Origin of the sequence: Paraburkholderia sp. (assembly GCF_028283785.1) — a bacterium.
Classification (GTDB): domain Bacteria; phylum Pseudomonadota; class Gammaproteobacteria; order Burkholderiales; family Burkholderiaceae; genus Paraburkholderia.
The window spans coordinates 407,660-427,020 of the sequence record NZ_JAPWKB010000005.1; the positions used below are offsets into that span (position 1 = coordinate 407,660).

Consider the following 19,361-nt stretch of genomic DNA (forward strand, 5'->3'; position numbering starts at 1 on the left):
GATTACAGTGAATGGGGAGCGGAAGAAGAAGGCGCAACGCGTGCGGGCCCGATATGCGGCGCCGCGTCGATCAGGCTGCGGGTATAGGGATGTTGCGGATCGTTGAGCACGGCTTCGGTCGGTCCAGCTTCGACCACCACGCCGCGCTGCATCACGACCACGCGGGTACACAGGTAACGGACCACGGCGAGATCGTGCGAAATCAGCATCAGCGCGATCTTGTGCGACTCGCGCAACGCAAGCAGCAGTTCCATGATCTGCGCCTGCACGGAGACGTCGAGGCCCGAGACGATCTCGTCGGCGACCAGCAGACGCGGCACGTCGCACAGTGCTCGCGCGATATTCACGCGCTGCCGCTGCCCGCCCGAGAGTTGCGCTGGAAAGCGCGCGACCATCTCCGGCGCGAGGCCGACTTCATCGAGCAGATCGAGCGCGCGGCGCGCGCGGTCGACGTGCATATGCGTGCGGCTTTCCATCGGCTGGGTGACGATGCTGCCGAGCCGACGCCGCGGATTCAGCGCGGCGCGGGCGTCCTGAAAGACCATCTGGATCGCGTCGATACGCTTGCGCCACATCTCGCGGCTGGCGTCGAGCTGTTCGCCGTCGAGCAGGATCGAGCCTTCGCTGGGCGTTTCCAGACCCATCACCAGACGGCCGAGCGTGCTCTTGCCGCTGCCGCTCTCGCCGACCACACCGACGAATTCGCCCGGCGCGATCGACAGGTCAAGCGGACTCAGTGCGAGCACCGGCGCCTTTCCCGCCCCCCTGCCACCTTTAATGCCCAAGCCGCCGCCCCCGCCGACCGGCGCATAACGCTTGCCCACGCCGCGCAGTATCAGAAATGGCGCATCGGCCATCGTCGACGGCACGGCGAGCGTTGCACGCGGCGCGGCCTCGGGCAACGTGCCGCCGAGCACGCAGCGCACCGCGACGCCATCGACGGTCTGCATCGGAATGGGCGCGGCCTGGCAAGGCTCGCTGACATACGCACAGCGGGCGGCGAAACGGCAACCGGCTATCGCGCCCATTTCCTCGAAGCCCGGCATATGCCCGTTCAGCGGATCGACCCGCACGCGCTCGCCCTTGAGCGGCGGATTCGCGCGCAACAGCGCACGGGTGTATGGATGACGCGGCATATCGACGATCTGCCGCGCCTCGCCGACTTCGACCAGATCGCCCGCATACAGCACGGCGATGTCGTCGCATGCATGCAGCGCGAGGCCGAGATCGTGTGTGACGAACAACACGCTGGTGCGCCGCTTTGCCTGCATCGCGCGCATCAGCTCGACGACATGCCGCTGGGTCGTCACGTCGAGCGCCGTGGTGGCTTCGTCGGAAATCACGAGGTCGGGATTGCTGGCGAACGCCATGGCGATGCAGACCCGCTGACACATACCGCCCGACAACTGGAACGGATAACGCGTCAGGATGCCTTCCGGATCGTGCAGCAATACTTCGGCGAGCGCATCGATGCTGCGTTGGCGGCGCTCGCCCGACGGCACGCCGAGCCGGTCGAGATGCAGCGCGAATTGCCGGCCGATGGTCAAGGTCGGATCGAGCGCGCTCATCGGCTCTTGCGGAATGAAGGCGATCCGCTGGCCGAGCAGCGCACGATGGCTCGCAGCGCTGGCCGACGGCAGATCGATGCCGCCGAAACGCAGCACGTCTGCGCGCACCGCGAAGCCGCCCGGTACTGTCCGCGCGAGGACCCGGCCGAGCATGCTCTTGCCCGCGCCCGATTCACCGACCAGTCCCAACGTGCGGCCACGGCGCAGCGACATCGAAATGTCGCGCAGCAACGCGACGCCATCCCGCTCGACGTTTAGCGCATCGAGTTTCAACAGGTCGTCGTCCGCCGTGCTGGTTTGCGTTGCGACCGGCGCGCGACCCGACAGGGAACGGAAAAGCAGATTCATCACGGGTTATCCTGGCGTTCGAGCAGACGGGAATCCGTCGTGCGGCGCAGACCTTCACCGAGGAAGGTCGTGCCGAGGACAGTCAGCACGGTGCAGGCGATCGGCAGGATCAAGCCCCACGGCGTGCTGAACACATTGGCGAGGCCATCCGCAGTCATGCTGCCCCACGTGGGTTGACCAGCCTGCGCGGACAACCCCACGAACGACAGACTGCATTCCGCGACCACTGCGATGCCGACTTCGAGACTCATCAGCGTGATCAGCGTCGGCATGACGCCGGGCAGCACGTCGAACAGCACCGTGCGCAACGGATTGGCTCCGGCGATACGCGCCGCCGCGACGTAATCGCGTCGCCGGATCACGATGACCTCGGCGCGCAGCACCCGGCAAAATCGCGTCCAGTCGACGAACACCAGCGCAATGATCACGTTGACGACGCTCGGCGAGAGTGCCACCACCAGCACCAGCGCCAGCACCACGGCCGGAAACGACATCCAGATTTCGACGATCCGCAAGATCGCCCAGTCGACCTTGCCGCCGCACCAGCCTGCCACCAGCGCAAGCGTGCCGCCGATCAGCGCCGCACCGACAGGTGCCGCAAAGCCGACCAGCACCGCGACGCGCGCGCCGTACAACGCGAGGCTGTACAGATCGCGTCCGAGCGAATCGGTACCGAACAGATGCTCGTGCGCACCGCCCGCCATCCAGGCCGGCGGCAGCAAGGTGTTCAGCAAATCCTGGTCGTCCGGATGAAACGGCGCGAGCCAGGGCGCCAGCACGGAAATCGCCGTCAGCGCGATCAGCACGAACGCACCAAACAGCACACGCGGTTCGCAGGCCACGCGCCACAGCGCGGCGCGCCAAGGCGCGGGCGGCCGGGCCGATGACGAACGAGGCGCGCTCAGTGGGGTACTCATGATTGAATCCTCAGACGCGGGTTCAGCACCATTTCGAGCGCATCGGTCAGCGCATTGGCGCCCTGCACGACAACCGCATACACCAGCGCGAGGGCCTGAATAACAGGCAGATCGCGCGCGCCGATCGCGTTCACCATCAGACTGCCGATACCCGGCATGCCGAAGACTTTTTCGATCAGCAGCGTGCCGCCGATCAGCAGGCTCACCTGCATCGCGAGAATGTTCAGCGTGGGCAGCGCGGCATTTCGCCAGCCGTGGTGACGCAGGATCTGCGCTTCGGTCAGACCGCGCAGACGCGCGGCGAGGATGAATTCTTCGGTGTAGGTGCCGAGCAGGCTGGAGCGCAGAATGCGCATCAGCGGCGGCGCGATACCCATGCCCAGCGCGACGCACGGCAGCACGAGATGCAGCAGCGCGTTGCCGAACGCCGCGAACTGGCCGTCGATCAGCGTATCGATGAGCAGGAAACCGGTGTGACGGGCAACCGTGTACGCGTTATCGATCGGGCCGAGAAACGGCAGCCACTTCAGCAGGATGCCGAACGACAGGATCAGCAGGATGCCCCACAGAAAATCCGGCACCGACATCGCCAGGCCGTTGAGCAGTTCGCAGAGTTTCTCGGCGAAGCGGCCGCGTCGGCTGAACGCGTAGATGCCGCTCGCAACCCCCGCCGAGACGCCGAGCAGCAAACCACCGAACAGCAGTTCGAGCGTGGTCGGCAATGCGGCGGCGATCAACTGGCCGACCGGCAGGCCGTTTTGCATCGAGCGGCCGAAATCGCCATGCAGCACACCGCCGAGCCAGCGCAGATACTGCACCGCGAGCGGCTGGTCGAGGCCGAGCGCGTGACGCACGGCGGCGATCTCGGCGAGGCTCGCGTTCGGCGCGAGCATCATCGCGGCGGGATCGGCGCGCAACAGCCGCAGCACACCGAAAATCACCACCGACACCGCCAGCAGGATCGCGATGCGGCGGCAGAGCCGCCACGCCATCCGCACGACGCGCCGGTTGACGCGGGCGGCGCGCGACTCGCCGGGCACGCCGGGCAAACCCGCGACACCGGTTGCAGACGAACCGGCATGCACGCCGGACGCTTCGAAGGGCATGCCCATATCGGTCTCCGTGTCAGCTCACGACAACCACGTCGATCGAGGCCAGCTTGCCGTGTGCGCCGCTGGCGATCTCGCCGGCCCGGTCATGCGCCGCCTGATAACGCGGCACCAGCCACGCGTTCAGCTCCTGCTGCGCGCGTTCCTGCCACGAGTAACGGCCGCGCACCGCATAGCGCGATTGCAGGCCCATCTGCACCATTTCGTCGACATGCAGATCCTGCGCGATGATGTCGGACACGGCGCTCATGCTCATATCCACACGCTTCTCGAACAGCGGATCTTTCATCGCGCCCGGCGCATACAGCACGCCCTGATCGACGAAATGCGTGCCCGCCGAATCCGCGCGCAGGATCATGAAGATCACGCTATCCACCGACATCACCAACGATAGTGTCGGCGGCAGGTTCGCGAACAGCATGCGGTTGCGTTCCTCGTCGGTCAGCTTCGGGAAGATCGGGAACAGCGCCTTTTGCGTCGGGTTGAAGGCGGCGTCGGCGTGCAGTGTGCCGTTGAAACGGTAGTAGCCGGCTGTGTCCGATGGCAACTGCTCCGGGAAGGTTGCCAGCGAACTCGGTACGAAGTCGTGCAGCGGCCCGTGATGAAGCCGGTTTGCGTGGTAACCATCGTTGTTGTTCTCGAACATCACCTTCCAGTTCCACGAAAAGTGGAACGGCTTGTCGGGACGCGGTCCTTCGGCGTTGGTCAGATCGAAGTTCGCCAGTACCGCGTCGAGGGCGACGAGGCGCGGAGCCAGCGGCGCGGCTTCATGATCGAAGTTGATGAAAATGAAGCCTTGCCAGCATTCGACCTTCATCGTCGGCAGGCAAAAATCCTTTTTGTCGAAGCCTTCGGTGGCCTCCATCGCGGGCGCGGCAATCAGTTCACCGTCGAGCGAATAGGCCCAGTGGTGATACGGACACAGCAGCGCGCGTGCGTTGCCGAAGCCTTCGGCCACCACCATCGCGCGATGCTGGCAGACCGACGACATCGCCTTGATCTCGCGTCGCGCGTTGCGGGTGATGACCAGCGGCTCGCCGATGATCGAGGTGGTGAAGTAGTCGCCCGGATTGCGGACCCAGTCTTCACGCCCGACGCACAGCCACTCGTGATTGAAGACCGCTTCCTTTTCGAATTCGAAGAAATCGGGATCGGTGTAGCACACCGGCGGCAGGGTTTCGGCCTGTCCGACCGGCGCGGCCGATCGGTCGAGCGCCGCGAAAAACGCGTCGTCGAGTTGCGGGTTACGAAATTTGGTCATGTGTTGGTTCTCTTGCTGTTCTTCGGTATCTCTGGAGTCGGGGCGCGCCGCGAGGCTGCGCCGATCTGGCCGCGCTGCGCGTCTCAGACGCTCCAGTAGTCGGGCAACATCCAGCCGCTCGAAAATGGCGTGTAGCCGATGTTCTTGCGATAGGCGGCGGTCGCGATGCCTTGCATCAGCGGCACGGCATAGCCCTCCCCGACCGCCCAACGATGAAACTCCTTGTAGCCGGCAATCCGTTTGGTTTCGTCGAGCTGCACCAGCAGCGGGTCGAGTCGCGGCGACACGTCAGGGCTGCGCCAAACCGAAAATCCGGTTTTCGGATTCAGGTAGGAGCCGGCCGACAGCTCCGGGTCGCCGCTGCCGTTCTGCCACATCCACAAGGTCGGGCCCGGCAAGGTGCCGGCCACGGCCTGGGTGAAAAATTGCGCTGTCTCGATCGGCGTGAGTTCAGCCTCGATGCCGACCTTCTTCCACATCTGCACGATCGCGCGCGCCATGTCGTAGTCGCTCGGGTAGACACCGTTGGTCGCGAGGAATTTGACGCGTACCGGCTTGTCCTTCGAATAACCGCTCGCGGCAAGCAGTTGCTGCGCCTGCGCCGGGTCGTAGGCGAACTTGAAATCGGGATCGAAGGCCGGCGTGCCGGGCGCGGCCGGCGTCGCCATGGGCGCTGGCACGCTGTTGAAGAACGCGCGCGTGAGCGCCTGCTTGTCGATAGCATGATGCATCGCGAGACGCACGTTGCGGTCTTTGGTCGGACCGTCGTTGACCATGTGGATCAGGTACGAATCGATGGTCGGCGTGATCTTGCTGCCGAGACCGCCGCTCTGGCCCAGACGCACCGTTTCGCGCAACGGCAGCATGCCGGAGACATCGGCCTGTCCGGCCTGCACGGCCGAGACCCGCGAGGTCGGGTCCTTGACCACCTGGAACACCACGTCGCGCACCTTCGCCTGACCGCGCCAGTGACGGTCGAACGCACTCAATGTGATCCGCGAGTCGCGCTGATAGTCGACGAGCCGATACGGACCGGATCCGATCGGCTTCGCGATGAAACCGGCGCTGCCGACCTGCTCAAAATATTTGCGCGGCAGCAGATAGCCGCCCATGTAGCCGAGGAAGGCGGGCGCGGTGACCATCGGCGCCTTGAAGTGCATCACCACGCGCGTCGGCGACGGCGTGTCGATACCCACCAGCGCCCACCAGATACCGCCGACCTGCAACGACTTGTCGGCCTGCAAGCGATCGAAGAAGGTGAACTTGAAGTCGTCGGAGGTGAGCTTGTCGCCGTTGTGGAACAGCACGTCGCTGCGCAAATCGAGTTCCAGCACCTTGCCGTCGGTGTCTTTCCAGCGCCAGGCCGTGACGACACCCGGACGCAACACGCCTTTTTCGTCGATATCGATCGGCGCATCGAACACGCTGCGATAGATCGAGATCGGATTCGGTGCGACGCGCACGAGCGGGTCCCATGACGGCACATCGGTCGGAAAGGCGATCGTCAGCGGGGCGCCTGCGGCTTCGGCCGCGCCGCTCACGCCGAGTGCGCCTACCGCACTAACCGCACCGAGCGCGCTCAGTCCGCCGGAACCGGCCACGCCGGGCACCGCAAGGCCCGCCAGCGAGCCGCTCAGCATCTGGATGAAATTTCTGCGACTTGTCATGGGGAAATCCTGTTATCGCGTGCTGCGTCGACGCAGCACGCCGTTTCAAATCGAGGCCATTCCGTCACACACCGCCGACATACCGGTGAGCGCCTGCAGCAGAACCGGCTGTCACCGGCCATCCAACCTGACACCGGAGCCCGCATCCGCCCGCTCCACGCGCGTGCTGTGCTGCTTCTACGCGGCATGAAGACGGCTCACGGTGCTGATCACAGGTGTTCATGACAGGTGCTGATGGCTGATGCTCAAAAAAGGATCCGCTGCGCGACTGCCGGGGTGACGGTGAGACTTCAGGTTAGAGGGGTCAATTTCAGGCGTCTTGTCGGAGCACGCACAAAAAGCTGTCTGCAAATGTCCATGACGCCCGCCGTGCATCAAAACGTGTGGATCATTGCGATCCGCGAGGTGATCTGGGTGCGCGTGCTCGACGGCAGCGAATAGAAGCCCGCGCCCTGATTCGCATCCACGCCCGCCGACGCCCGCAGATACGAGACGTTCACGTAAAAGTTGGTGCGCCGCGAGACGTAGTACTGCGCGCCGAGGGTCGGCTGATGCCAGTGCGCGCCGTCGTAAGTGGTGTACTGGTAGCCGCCGATCACAGCGATATCGGGCTTGATGAAATACATCGCACCGGCTTCGTAGACGTTCATCGTCGCGCTGTCGGCGCCGTAGCGCAGGTTGGTCGATGTGAAGTTGGCTGCCATCGTCAGGGCGCCCACGCTGTAACTCGCGCCGACCGCGGTTTCCGACTGGCGATCCACCGTGAAATACGGGCCGGCGTAGAGATCGGTGACGGTGCCGTCGGCGTTGCGGGTTGCGACCGTCTGGCCGAGAAAGGTCGTCACGCCGATCTGCGCGTACGGGTCGATCTGCACGTTGTACAGGCGCTGGTAAACCGCAGCCATGTTGAAGCCGCCATGCTTGTAGCCCATCCCGACGCTCCACGCACTGTTCTCGTTGAAATTGCCGGCCACGTTGCCGAAGCCGTACATGCCGCCGAACGTGAAGCCGTTGTAGTCGACGCTCTTGAACTTGACGGAGTTGGTGATCTCGTTCGCCGCGATGCGGTCAAAGTTGCCCATGTGGCCCGCGTACACGCTGGCATAGCCGTTCAGGTTGTAAGGGTTGATGTAATCGGCGACGAAGTCGTACTGGTTACCGCCCGTGATCGTGCCGTAAGGCGTCGACAGCCCGACGAACGATTGACGGCCGAACAGCGCACCGCCGTTGCGCAGCGCGCCGGTGCCGAGACTGAAGCCGTTTTCGAGCTGAAAGATCGCCTTCATGCCGCCGCCGAGATCTTCGGAACCCTTCAGGCCGAACCGGTTACCGAAATTCGCGCCGTCCTGGAACTCGATCAGTCGGCCGCCGCCCTGATTGTTGATGTAGGTGAGACCCGCATCGATGACCCCGTAAAGCGTGATCGAACTCTGCGCGTGAGCGACGCCGACAGTGGACAGCAGCGCCGCGCACAACAGTAACTTCTTCATGTGTTTATCCTGGATAGAAAGGGGGACTGAAATTCCGTCAACGAAACCCTGATCCGGCTTCGTCCGGCGGTGTCAGCCGGCACGCTCAAAACTAACCAGGCAAATTCGTCAAAACTTGACCGCGCACGCTCGGGCACTTGTTTAATACCCCGTCAAAAATGCCGGTGTTTCCGCGTCAATATTGGGGCGCATCAGTTCAAGACTTCGCGCGCATGCAGACAAGCCGGCGCCGTCGCAAGCGCTTAAGCTCGGCGGCGGGTCGATCCCGACGGGCGCGTGCGCACGCCCGCTTGCGGCATCGCTGCGTGGCGCTCGCGTCATGCGTCACACGTTCGAATCACGGTCTGCGACCGGTCTTCTATCGGTCCGCTAAGGGAGAGCTGTTCATGTCGAAGCCATTGATCATCATTACCGGTGCCAGTTCGGGCATCGGCGAAGCGACCGCCCGGCTGCTGTCGGGACTCGGGTATCCACTGTTGCTGCTGGCGCGGCGCCTGGATCGCCTCGAAGCGCTGGACCTGCCCAATACGATGTGCCGCAAGGTCGACATCACCGACCGCATCGCATTGCTGGCGGCGGTCGCCGAAGGCGAAGCGAAGTACGGTCCCGCCGACGCGATCGTCAACAACGCTGGCCTGATGCTGCTCGGCGACATGACCGAACAGTCGCCGGATGAATGGGACCGGATGCTCGATGTCAACGTGAAAGGCTTGCTCAACGGCATTCATGCGGTCGTCAGGAACATGGTGGCGCGCCGTCACGGCACGATCATCAACGTCAGTTCGACCTCCGGACGCAAGACGTATCCGTCGCACGTCGCCTATGTCGGCACCAAGCACGCTGTGCATGCGCTTTCGGAAAACCTTCGCGAAGAAGTGGCGCCGCATAACGTGCGCGTAACGCTGATCGCGCCGGGCGCATGCAATACGGAATTGCAGACCATCACGACCAACCAGTCGATCAAGGATGGCTTCAAGGCGTGGAAGGAATCGATTGGCGGCGTGATCCTGCAGCCGGAGGAAGTGGCGGAAACAATCCGTTTCGCCTATGAAATGCCGCAAAACGTCTGCATCCGCGAAATCATGCTCGCATCGACCAACCAGACCGTCTGACGCGCGAGCCCAGCCCTGATGAAAACGCGCCCGCTTGTTCTCCTGCTTGCCGCGCTGTCGATGCTCGGCCCGTTCGCCACCGACAGCTATCTACCCGCACTGCCCGGTGTCGGACGGCAGTTCAACATCAGCCCGGAACTCGCGCAGATGACGCTCAGCGTCTATCTCTTCAGCTATTCGGTGATGACGCTGTTCTACGGCATGCTGTCCGATTCGTTCGGGCGGCGTCCCGTAATCGTGGGTGCGCTGTCGATGTTTGCGGTTGCGTCGCTCGGCGCGACGCTCGCGCCAAGCTTTTCCGCGTTGCTCGCGTTTCGCGCGCTGCAAGGTTTGTCGGCGGGCGCGGGGATGGTGGTCGGCCAGGCGATCGTGCGCGACACGTTCACCGGCCCGGCCGTGCAGCGGACGCTGGCGAACATCATGATGATGTTCGCGATCGCGCCGGCGGTCGCACCGGTGATCGGCGGCCAACTGAATGCAGCGTTCGGCTGGCGCGCGATTTTCGCGTTGCTGGCCGTGTTCGCCGCTGCGCTGCTGGTGATCTGCGCGCGCTGGCTGCCGGAGAGTCTGCCGCTCGCGGGCCGGCATCCGTTTCATCTGCGTGCGATCGTGCGCAACTACATGGCCGCGCTCGGGCACCGGCAATTCGTGCTGGCGATTCTGGCCAACGGCTTCGCGTTTGCGGGCTTTGCGCTCTACATCTCGTGCTCGGCGAACTTCGTGATGCATATCCTGCATCAACCGGACACCGCATTTGCGTGGCTGTTCGTGCCGATGATCGGCGGTGTAGTCGTGGGTTCGGCGTGCAGCGCGCGCTGCGCCACGCGCTTCGGCAGCATCCTGACGGTCTATCTGGGGCTCGCGACCACCGCGTTCGGCGCGCTGCTGAATCTGGCCTACAACGCGGTCTACGTGGCCGCTTTGCCGTGGGCCGTCGTGCCGATTTTCGTCTATGCCACCGGCATGGCGCTCGCGATGCCCGGCATGTCGGCAATCGCACAGAGCTTGTTGCCGGGCTTACGCGGCATGGTGGCATCGTTGCAGAATTTCGTGCAGATGTTCATCTTCGCGCTGGTGGCCGGTTGCGCGCCGCCGTTCGTCTTCGACAGTCCGTGGCGAATGGCGCAAGGCCTTGCAATCGCCGTCGCACTGGGGCTTTGCTTATGGCGCGCCAGCACGGCGCTGGCGCGCAAGACGTCGCGCGTGACACCTTGAGACAGCGCCCGTCGTGACAAGCCTGCATACGCGATCAGACAAGATCGCCGTCGATATTTTCGCCATGATACGGTGGTGGTCGACGATCAAGCACCACGCTCCATGAGTCATTAACGTCCTTACTTCCCACACCATCATGACGACATCCGTAGCGCTGTCACCCGTTACAGGCACCGCAGCCTGGCGGGGAGACGCCCTTCTCGACAAGCAGAACTGGATCTATCACCTCAGCGCGGAACAGGTCGCGGAGCTCGAGACGCTGGGCCGCCGCTTCGTCGAAGACAATCCCGATCTGCGTTTCGTGAAGGCTGCCGATTACCCGCTCGTCGCCTGCGCCGAAGCGCTTGTCGAATGGTGCAACGACGTCGACGAAGGACGCGGTTTCGTGCTGGTTCGCGGACTGCGCCCGGACCTGTATTCGGATGCGCTGTCGGCGGCGATCTATTACATCCTCGGCCTGCATGTGGGCGAACCGATCCGCCAGAACGAACTCGGCGATCTGCTCGACCACGTGTACGCCACATCGGACAAGATGCTCGACGACCCCGATGCGTTGTCGTCGAAGATTCGCGACCTGCTGCCCTTCCATTCGGACAGCTCCGACGTGGTTGCGTTGATGTGCCTGCGTCCCTCACTGGAAGGCGGCGCCTCGATCATCGTATCGGGCGCGGAAATCTACAACGAGATCCTCAAGCGCCGTCCCGACCTCGCGCCGTTGCTGCTGGAACCGTTCCATTGGGACTGGCGTCGTCAGGATCACAATGCCCCCGCCAACACCTACGTGTCGCCCATCGTCAGCATGGCCAACGGCACCTTCAGCATGTATGCGGGATCGCTGTATATCCTGACGGCGCAGGAATATCCGGAAGTACCGCGACTGACGCCGGAACAGATCGAAGTGCTGAAGCTGTTCGAAGACATCACGTACGAGCCGGGCATGTCGCTGGCGATGGATTTCCGCCCGGGTGACATTCAGTGGCTATCGAACTACGCGGCCTTGCATTCGCGCACGCGTTTTACCGATTTTCCGGAACCGCAGCGCCGTCGGCATCTGCTGCGTCTCTGGCTGTCGAGAAAATCCGCGCGTTCACTGGTGCCCGGATTCGGCAAGAATGGCGTGGTGCAGGAGCGCTATCAGCCACGCGATCAGGCAAGCGGCGACGATCGCGGTAACTTCAGGATCGGGATTGCGGCGGTACCGAGGATATAAGTTGTTGCGCCCGGTGGCGGTGACAGACCATATTCAACCGCCACGATCGATGCTCACGGAGCGTGCCTACGGTTACGCGGTTAAGTTCGATGGGGCGCTTGTTTGGTAGTCCCCCCGAGAATTGATAGCCACTCATCACGTCGAGCCGGCTATCGGACAGTACGGCTACCCTTTTGTTGTTCGGATTGCTCGCCACCGTCCTGCGACCAACCGCCGCCAAGCGCAAGAAAAAGGTTGATCTGGTCGGTAGCGATCTGCCCTTCCGCAGCGCTAACCCGTGCGCTCAGGCCCGTAAGCGTACGCGTCGCATCGAGGTCAGCGAGGAACGACTCGCGGCCAGCGAGATACAGCCGATGCGTTTCATCGGTCGCCTGAGTTGCTGATCGATATGCTGCCTGCAGCGAGTCCAGACGCGCCTGGTCTGCGGCATAGGTCGCCAGGCTCGTTTCGACCTCGCGTAGTGCATTGAGCACGACACCATCGAAGCGCGCGAGCGCGCCGGCGGTCGAGGCTTGCGCCTCCCGCACGCGCGCCCGCTGGCCATTCACCGGGAAATTCCAGCTAATCAGCGGACCGAAAGCCCAGCGCGCCGTTGGCTGCGTACCCAGGTCGTCCAGAACGCCCGTGAAGCCCGTTGACGCGCCGATGCTGACTGACGGATACAACGCGGCAGTCGCTACACCTATACGTGCGGTCGACGCGGCCAGTTGCCGCTCAGCCTCGCGAACATCGGGACGTCGTTTGAGGAGCGCCTGTCCATCGCCGACTGGGATTGGTTCACTTAACACGGGTGGCCGCTGGCACATCAGCACAGCAGCAGGCAAATCCGACGGCGCTCGCGCGAGCAGCATCGCAAGGCGGTACTGTGCTGCACTACGACGCCCGATCAGCGCAGGAATATCGGCAGCAAGCGTTTCGGCTTGGGTCTGGTCGCGCGTGACATCGGGCTGACTACCTCGCCCAAGATCTCGCAGTCTGCGGGACAAGGCAGCGCGCTGCCGTTGCAAACTCAGTGATTGTCGCGCGACTGCAAGGTCCTGAGCAGCGGAGCAGGAATCGACGTATGTACGCACGACATCGGCGACCACCGTGATCCGGGCCAGATCATTGGCTGCCTGAACCGCGTCACTGTCCGCACGGGCAGCCTCCACGCCGCGTTTCAGCTTCCCAAACAGGTCGAGTTCGTATGACACGCTGATGCCGACATCACCCGCGTTAGCGACCGGCAGCTTGCTCTCTTCGAGATACTGCTCGGCCGAATCCTGCACCCGGGATACCGCTGCGGAAACACTGCCCGAAAAGCCGCCTTGAGCCGTCGAAACATCGAAGGCCGCCCGCGATCGCGCCAGGTTTGCTTCCGCCACTCGCAGATCCGTATTGGACTTCAATGCGTCGATGACCAACTGGTTAACCACTGGGTCATCGTACAGGCGCCACCAGTTCGCCGGCACCGGCGTCGGCTGGACGTGCGCGCCGGTCGCGCCAACGATCGATGTATTCGCGAGCGGTGCGTTGACCAAGGGTCCGTCCGGTGTTTTGTAGTCCGGTCCGACAGTCATACAACCACCCAACACCACGGATATGACTGCAGAACATATGCCGATGAGCTTCATCGTCCAGCCCCCAAAGCAGAGAGGGATACGGCATTGCCTGTGGCGACCGAGACCGTCGCCGTGCGCCCCGCGATCATCCGGAAGTCAGCAGGCACCTCGTCGAGTGAAATACGAACCGGAATACGTTGAGCGAGCCGGACCCAGCTGAATGCGGGATTAACATCAGGGAGCATGTTCTGGCTTTGTGTCCGGTCGCGATCCTCGATGGCGGCAACAATGCTCTGCACATGACCATGCAATTTCATCGGCTCACCCATCACATCGATCAGAACAGGCTGACCGACGGCGATGCTACGCAGCTTCGTTTCCTCGAAATAGCCGTCGACGCGAAACGAATTCATGTCGACGACGGCCAGTACGGGCCGACCTGAACTCACAAACTCCCCGACACGTGGCGCGCGGTCGTTCAGATAACCATCAACCGGACTTCTGACCGTCGTGCGCTGGAGGTTCAATCGGGCGGTATCGACCTGAACCTGCGCATCGGCAAGCAAGCCTGTGCCTTGCTCAACCTTCGCGCGGCTTTCCTCCAGCAGTTCGCTCGCGACCAGATCGCCGAGCTTGAGATTGCGGGCATATTCGCGGCGCGCCTGATCGATCGTCGCGCGGCGTTGCTCGAGGTTTGCCTCCGCGAGGCGAAGCGCGAGCGTATAGCGAGCCTGGTCTATGACAAACAGTACGTCACCGCGTTTCAGTTGCTGGTTGTCCGTCACGTTCACCGAGGTGATGAGGCCGGAGACATCGGGCGCTACCTGGATGACGTCGGCGCGAACGTGGCCGTCTCGGGTCCACGGCGAGAACATGTAGTAGTTGACGATGCGCCACAGTAATACTGAAGCGATGGCGACAACGACAAGCGTCAGCAGGATCTGCGCCGCGGAGAACAGGGGGTTTTTAACTTTCACGTTAGTTCACAAAGCGATGCGATGCGACTACGACGATCGCAAGCACAAAAATATAAAGGCCAAGGTCAAAAATGGAACGGTGCCAGACGAGCCGGTAAAAGCCAGTCCGCGTCAGCACCTTGCCGATCACGACGTTGATGAGGTATGCCGCGAGCATCAATACAAGTACGGCCGGTACGAAGACGCCGAAGACGTCGATTTCGCCAATCATGGTGCGGGTCTCGAAACTAGACGGATAAAGGCGTGTGGCCTGAGGGTTGCGGATTCATGCGCGTGTGTCCGGTACGTCATCGGTCGGGCGCGGTCCCGCAGACGCCGGAAACAGCGATAAACGTAATCCCACCAGTGCATGTAACGCGTCGCGCAGCGAGCGCTGAGAAGTGCGAATGCGCGGCGCTGAAACGCCATCCATAGGCGCTTCTACACTGGATGCGCCACCCTCCCCGGCGTGTCCGGTCCCGCGCGCTGTCACGCAATGCAGCGCATCGTCGAGAGTCTCGAGCAACGCGAGCGGCGCGTGCTGCCGCTCGCTCCCGTTGGCACAGCGCATGTAGTAGTTGGCGAGACCCACCAGCACGCGGTCGATCGCCGTCGGCAGTTCCCCATCGAGCTTGCGGTGTAACCGGCGCAAGTCGAGTGAATTGAGCGCGACGCGCAGATCACGGAAGCTGTCGGTGGCCGGATGAGTCTGTCCATCCAGAGACCGCAAACGCGGCACAAGTTGCATCAAGCGGTCGAGCATGCGCGAAGTGAGGTTGCGCGGATCGACCAGCGGGCCGGGCGCGGCAGACCGTGCCACATCGACCCAGCTTGAGCGCAGCAGACGCCGCACTGCGAATTCGACACCAAACGGGCGCGTGATGCGAGTCCAGATATAGGCAAACAGCAGACCTGCAACACCCGCGACATTGCCATTCACGAATGCCAGAAAGTCAGTATCGTAGGCACCCTGAATGCTGATGTATGTCGCCAGATTAGCCGCGACGATCATCGTCACCATGTTGAACTGCGGCCGCGGAATCAGTGTTCCGATAAGAATGAACGGACCCGCGAACAACAGCACGAGTATCGGAAAGTCGTGAACCGTGGGAAGCACGACAAACAGATACAGCCCCGCGAGCAGCAAGCTCGCGACCGTCGCGACGAACATCCGGAACACCATCGGCGCGGGCTCGTCGAGCGGGGCGAAGAAACAGCAGGACACAGCCACCAGCGTCACCGCACCCGCCCCGTCATGCCAGCCCGAGCCGATCCACAACCAGCAGGCGACGAGAATCGCGCTGACTGGCAGAAAACACGAAAACAACATCATGCCGCGATCGTAGAAGCGATCCGTGCCACCTAACCGCCAATGCCGGAACCGTGGCCGCCATGCGCGCCGCGGGTGAACAACCTGCGCGCGCAAGCTACAGCAGTCCTGCCACACGTCGATCACCTGGCGCAGACGCCACAGTGCGTTCGAAAGCAGCGCGTCTTCCCAGTGAGCGAGTGAATCAGCGGCGGGCTGAAGTATGGCGATGCGCGCGCGCAAGTCACCGGCGACCGGATCGCTCCCGTCGTCGGGCATGTCGGCATCGGGCGAACTCCGCAGGTCATCGAACCAGCGGACGACATCGGCCAGCAACGCGTCGAGTCCCGCTGGGCGCACGTGAGCGTCGCGGAACATCGCAGAAAGCGGGTCGGCGAGCGCCGGGATCATCAGCAGAAATAGCTGCATGCGGCCACGCAGATCTTGTGCGCGCGCGACAGTTTCCGGATGCGCGTCGTCGTAACCCAGTTGACTGAGCAAAAACTCGAATTGATTGATCGCGCTCGCCATGCGCTGCCGACACGCAGAGATCGCCTCACCAGACAGATTCCCCGAAAGCATCTCGCGGCAGTAAAAAGCAGCATCGCGAAACCACGCGTCGGCACGCTCGATTAGCGTGGGCGCGAGGCGGCCTGGCAGGATGCTGCTACCCACCAGGCTCGCGCAGATGATCCCGAGCGTGATTTCCTCGGTACGTGCGATCGCCACGTCGAACACCGTTCCTGGGTCGGACACCGCAGGCAACGCAATCATCGGCATGGTGTATCCCGCAAGCATGAACACATAGCTGCGCGCCGTGCGGTCCGTGATCGCCAGGTAAAGCAGTGTGCCGGTCCACGTGGCAACTAGTACGCTAAGAATCAGAGGTGTCTCGACGAATGGGGGCACCAGTAAGACTGCTGCTGCGGCGCCTAGCGCCGTGCCTAGGGCCCGATACAGCGCTTTCGAGCGCGTTGCGCCAACGAACGGATTCGAGACGATATAGACCGTGGCCATGGCCCAGTACGGGCGCGGCAACTGGAAGATGAGCGCCAGATAGAGCGCGAGCATCGACGCGGCAAAGGTCTTGACCGAGAAAAGCCAGTCTCGCAAGGATGGGTAGATCATGATTTCCCTGTCGCTTGCGGTCCTGCGCCGACGGATAAATCCGGGGCATTCACCGCATTGAGGACGCGCATCGTGGCTTCCAGGTCTTCGCGGCTCGCACCCTTGAGCATCCGCTCACGCAGATCAAGCAAGTTCTCTTCGATCTCCGTTGTGAGCGCCCGCCCCTCCTCTGTGAGCCAGATCGTTTTTGCGCGGCGATCATCGAGATCCTCCTTTCGACGAACGAGACCGGCAGCGCAGAGCTGGTCGAGCAGGCGCACGAGCGACGGGCCTTCGATGCCGGCCTGCTCCGCGAGGGCGACCTGATGAATGCCCTCGCCGATGCGTGCGGTGATGAGCAATGGAGAAGCGCACGCTTCCGAGATGTTGTACGCGGTCAGTGCACCGTCAACCGTGCGCCGCCACTTTCGTGCGGCTACGACGAGGGCACTCCCGACAGCGAGGCGGAGGGAGTGAAGATCGGACATGTGTTTTTAAGAATCGAAACTTTCTTTGCTAGCTAACTATCGATTAGCCGGCGGGTGTCCGTAGAAGGACGCGCGGTTGACGGAAAGTCTGGCTGGCTCGACTGCCTGCCAGTTCAAAGCCCGGCGAGATAACGCATCGACCGGCATCTGTCGGCCGGGTCGTATGCATACGTCATCGCGATCAGTTCATCGGCACCGGTCGCTTTGGCAAAATCCTCGAGCGCCCGGGCCGCTGTCTGCGGGGAGCCGACGGCCTTGATGCCGAGAATTGACTCGGCGAAAGCATGCACGTGCGCCGGCAATGCGCCTGACGCTACCGGCGGCTGCAACGGTCGCCGTTGGCCCGAGCGGACATCGAAGATCATTTGCTGCGCCGTGGTCCAGAGACTTTGGGCTTCGTTGTCCGACGGCGCGATCATCACGTTGATCCCGGCCATGACATACGGTCGATCCACCTGAGCGGTGGGCGCGTCCGGCCTGAACTGGGAGCGATAGATATCAAGCACACGATGAAGGTCATCGGGGGCGAAATGGGACGCAACGGAAAATGGCAAACCCATGCGCGCTGCGATGGCGGCCCCTTGAAAACTGGAGCCCAGTATCCACACAGGCACGCGCGTTCCGGCAGCGACCCCGCCGTTCACGGGAAGACTGTGCGCCACGCCCGTATCGCTGAACCAGCCGTTCAGATCCCGTACATTGCGAATGAAACTGTCCGGATCAGAACCGGAGCGCCCGAGAACGCCCGCCGTCATCGAATCAGTGCCGGGGGCGCGCCCGAGTCCCAGATCGATCCGATCAGGGAAGAAGCGCGCCAACGTGCCAAATGCTTCAGCGACGTGCAACGGCGAGTGATTGGGCAGCATGATGCCGCCGGCGCCCAGCCGCACATTGCGCGTCAGCGAGGCCGCACGCGCGATCAGGATCGCCGTGGCACTGGCGCCAAGATGGGGCGTGTTGTGGTGTTCCGCATACCACACACGCTTGAACCCCAACGTATCGGCGAGTTGCACCAACTCCATCGAAGCGCTCAGTGCGTCGTTCAGATCGCAGTCCTGGACGACATGCACCAGGTCCAGAATGCTGATAGGAAGCTTCACGGCTTTCATCATCGATTTACCGGACGCCACGCCACGCCAACGTTCCCGCGTCGACGTTGAAGGTGCTACCTGTCGAGAACGAGGCACTGTCCGACGCGAGAAAGCACACCAGCTTCGCAACTTCCTCAGGCCGTCCCAACCGGCGGATCAGGTGCGGTCCCCAGAGTCGGGATTCCGCAGCAGCACGGTCACTGGCATTTCCGGCACTCGCACTGAGCATCGGCGTGTCGATCGCGCCGGGCACGTAGGCGTTGCAACGGATTCCGCCGTCAGCGAGATCGACAGCGGTCGCCTTCGTTAGCATGACCACCCCACCTTTGCTGGCAGCATAAGCGGGCAACCCCGGGTAAGCCACCGTCGAGGCGACCGACGCGCCATTGACGATCGCGGGGCTACGGGTCGACTTTCGCAGGTACGGCGCCGCAAACTTGGTTGCGAGCCACATGGCCTTGAGGTTGATCGACATCAGTTTGTCCCAGACTTCCTCGGGCAAGTCTTCCACGCCCGGCTGCCGTCCGGTCAGCGCGTCGTCTGTCACACCCGCGTTGTTCACCAGGACGTCGATACCACCCGCTTCCAGCGCGGTTTGTTCGATCATGTTCCGGATGGACTCTGTCACCGACAGATCGGTCTTGATGAATAGCGCCTTCGAACCCGCCTCTTTGACCTCTGCTTCAACGGCCTTTCCACGCTCCTCCTGGAGGTCGGCCACGGTCACCCAGGCCGCGCCCTGTCGCGCCGCTTCAATGGCAATGGCCCGCCCCATTCCTTGAGCGGCTCCCGTTACGATAACAATCCGATCCTTGAGATCACTCACTCCCGGCTCCTTGTGTGAATCGACAGATGCCTAGAGTAATGGATGGAAAACGGACGATCCATCGTCAAACGTATCTAATACTTTATCAATCGTCCATATATAATCGTTGCGATGGCAGTCTCGGTTCCGAGCGACCTGGAGCGGCA

The 19,361-nt window shown here is 62.8% G+C and carries 16 protein-coding genes; 3 read left to right on the top strand and 13 right to left on the bottom strand.

Annotation, left to right across the window (positions count from 1 at the left end):
• Positions 1-2 precede the first annotated feature (2 nt).
• From PW947_RS05870 to PW947_RS05895, 6 genes are all read right to left on the bottom strand, one after another.
• Complete coding sequence (locus tag PW947_RS05870; protein WP_299630124.1) at positions 3-1,916, bottom strand: ABC transporter ATP-binding protein; 1,914 nt, start codon at positions 1,914-1,916, stop codon at positions 3-5.
• Positions 1,916-2,833, bottom strand: coding sequence for an ABC transporter permease (locus tag PW947_RS05875; protein ID WP_299630125.1), 918 nt, complete (start codon positions 2,831-2,833; stop codon positions 1,916-1,918). The genes PW947_RS05870 and PW947_RS05875 overlap by 1 nt, the downstream gene beginning before the upstream one ends.
• Positions 2,830-3,945 carry an ABC transporter permease gene (locus PW947_RS05880; protein WP_299630126.1) on the bottom strand — a complete coding sequence of 372 codons (1,116 nt, stop codon included), beginning with the start codon at positions 3,943-3,945 and terminating at the stop codon, positions 2,830-2,832. The genes PW947_RS05875 and PW947_RS05880 overlap by 4 nt, the downstream gene beginning before the upstream one ends.
• A 13-nt stretch (positions 3,946-3,958) precedes the next feature.
• On the bottom strand, positions 3,959-5,203 hold the full coding sequence (locus tag PW947_RS05885; protein WP_299630127.1) for an aromatic ring-hydroxylating dioxygenase subunit alpha: 1,245 nt from the start codon (positions 5,201-5,203) through the stop codon (positions 3,959-3,961).
• 83 nt (positions 5,204-5,286) lie between these two features.
• Positions 5,287-6,870, bottom strand: a complete 1,584-nt coding sequence (locus PW947_RS05890; protein WP_299630128.1) for an ABC transporter substrate-binding protein — start codon at positions 6,868-6,870, stop codon at positions 5,287-5,289.
• A gap of 374 nt (positions 6,871-7,244) precedes the next feature.
• On the bottom strand, positions 7,245-8,360 hold the full coding sequence (locus tag PW947_RS05895; RefSeq protein ID WP_299630129.1) for a porin: 1,116 nt from the start codon (positions 8,358-8,360) through the stop codon (positions 7,245-7,247).
• A gap of 386 nt (positions 8,361-8,746) precedes the next feature.
• On the opposite strand from PW947_RS05895, the gene PW947_RS05900 reads away from it, so the two are divergent.
• From PW947_RS05900 to PW947_RS05910, 3 genes are all read left to right on the top strand, one after another.
• Positions 8,747-9,472, top strand: coding sequence for an SDR family oxidoreductase (locus PW947_RS05900; protein WP_299630130.1), 726 nt, complete (start codon positions 8,747-8,749; stop codon positions 9,470-9,472).
• 18 nt (positions 9,473-9,490) lie between these two features.
• Positions 9,491-10,687 carry a multidrug effflux MFS transporter gene (locus PW947_RS05905; RefSeq protein ID WP_299630131.1) on the top strand — a complete coding sequence of 399 codons (1,197 nt, stop codon included), beginning with the start codon at positions 9,491-9,493 and terminating at the stop codon, positions 10,685-10,687.
• 136 nt (positions 10,688-10,823) lie between these two features.
• The gene (locus tag PW947_RS05910) at positions 10,824-11,897 is read left to right on the top strand and encodes a TauD/TfdA family dioxygenase (protein WP_299630132.1); all 1,074 of its coding nucleotides are present in this window, start codon (positions 10,824-10,826) and stop codon (positions 11,895-11,897) included.
• Positions 11,898-12,046: 149 nt separating this feature from the next.
• On the opposite strand, the gene PW947_RS05915 is transcribed toward PW947_RS05910, so the two are convergent.
• The 7 genes from PW947_RS05915 to PW947_RS05945 form a co-directional block, all read right to left on the bottom strand.
• Positions 12,047-13,510 (bottom strand): efflux transporter outer membrane subunit, encoded by a 1,464-nt coding sequence (locus PW947_RS05915; RefSeq protein ID WP_299630133.1) that lies wholly within the window; start codon positions 13,508-13,510, stop codon positions 12,047-12,049.
• The gene (locus PW947_RS05920; RefSeq protein WP_299630134.1) at positions 13,507-14,415 is read right to left on the bottom strand and encodes an HlyD family secretion protein; all 909 of its coding nucleotides are present in this window, start codon (positions 14,413-14,415) and stop codon (positions 13,507-13,509) included. Before PW947_RS05920 ends, PW947_RS05915 begins: the two co-directional genes overlap by 4 nt.
• 1 nt (position 14,416) lies before the next feature.
• Positions 14,417-14,626, bottom strand: coding sequence for a DUF1656 domain-containing protein (locus PW947_RS05925; RefSeq protein WP_299630135.1), 210 nt, complete (start codon positions 14,624-14,626; stop codon positions 14,417-14,419).
• A 54-nt stretch (positions 14,627-14,680) separates the two neighbouring features.
• Positions 14,681-16,831, bottom strand: coding sequence for an FUSC family protein (locus PW947_RS05930; RefSeq protein WP_299630136.1), 2,151 nt, complete (start codon positions 16,829-16,831; stop codon positions 14,681-14,683).
• On the bottom strand, positions 16,828-17,298 hold the full coding sequence (locus PW947_RS05935; protein ID WP_299630137.1) for a MarR family transcriptional regulator: 471 nt from the start codon (positions 17,296-17,298) through the stop codon (positions 16,828-16,830). The genes PW947_RS05930 and PW947_RS05935 overlap by 4 nt, the downstream gene beginning before the upstream one ends.
• A 113-nt stretch (positions 17,299-17,411) precedes the next feature.
• Positions 17,412-18,410 carry an LLM class flavin-dependent oxidoreductase gene (locus tag PW947_RS05940; RefSeq protein ID WP_299630138.1) on the bottom strand — a complete coding sequence of 333 codons (999 nt, stop codon included), beginning with the start codon at positions 18,408-18,410 and terminating at the stop codon, positions 17,412-17,414.
• A 4-nt stretch (positions 18,411-18,414) separates the two neighbouring features.
• Positions 18,415-19,215, bottom strand: coding sequence for an SDR family oxidoreductase (locus PW947_RS05945; RefSeq protein WP_299630139.1), 801 nt, complete (start codon positions 19,213-19,215; stop codon positions 18,415-18,417).
• Between the last annotated feature and the right edge of the window lie 146 nt (positions 19,216-19,361).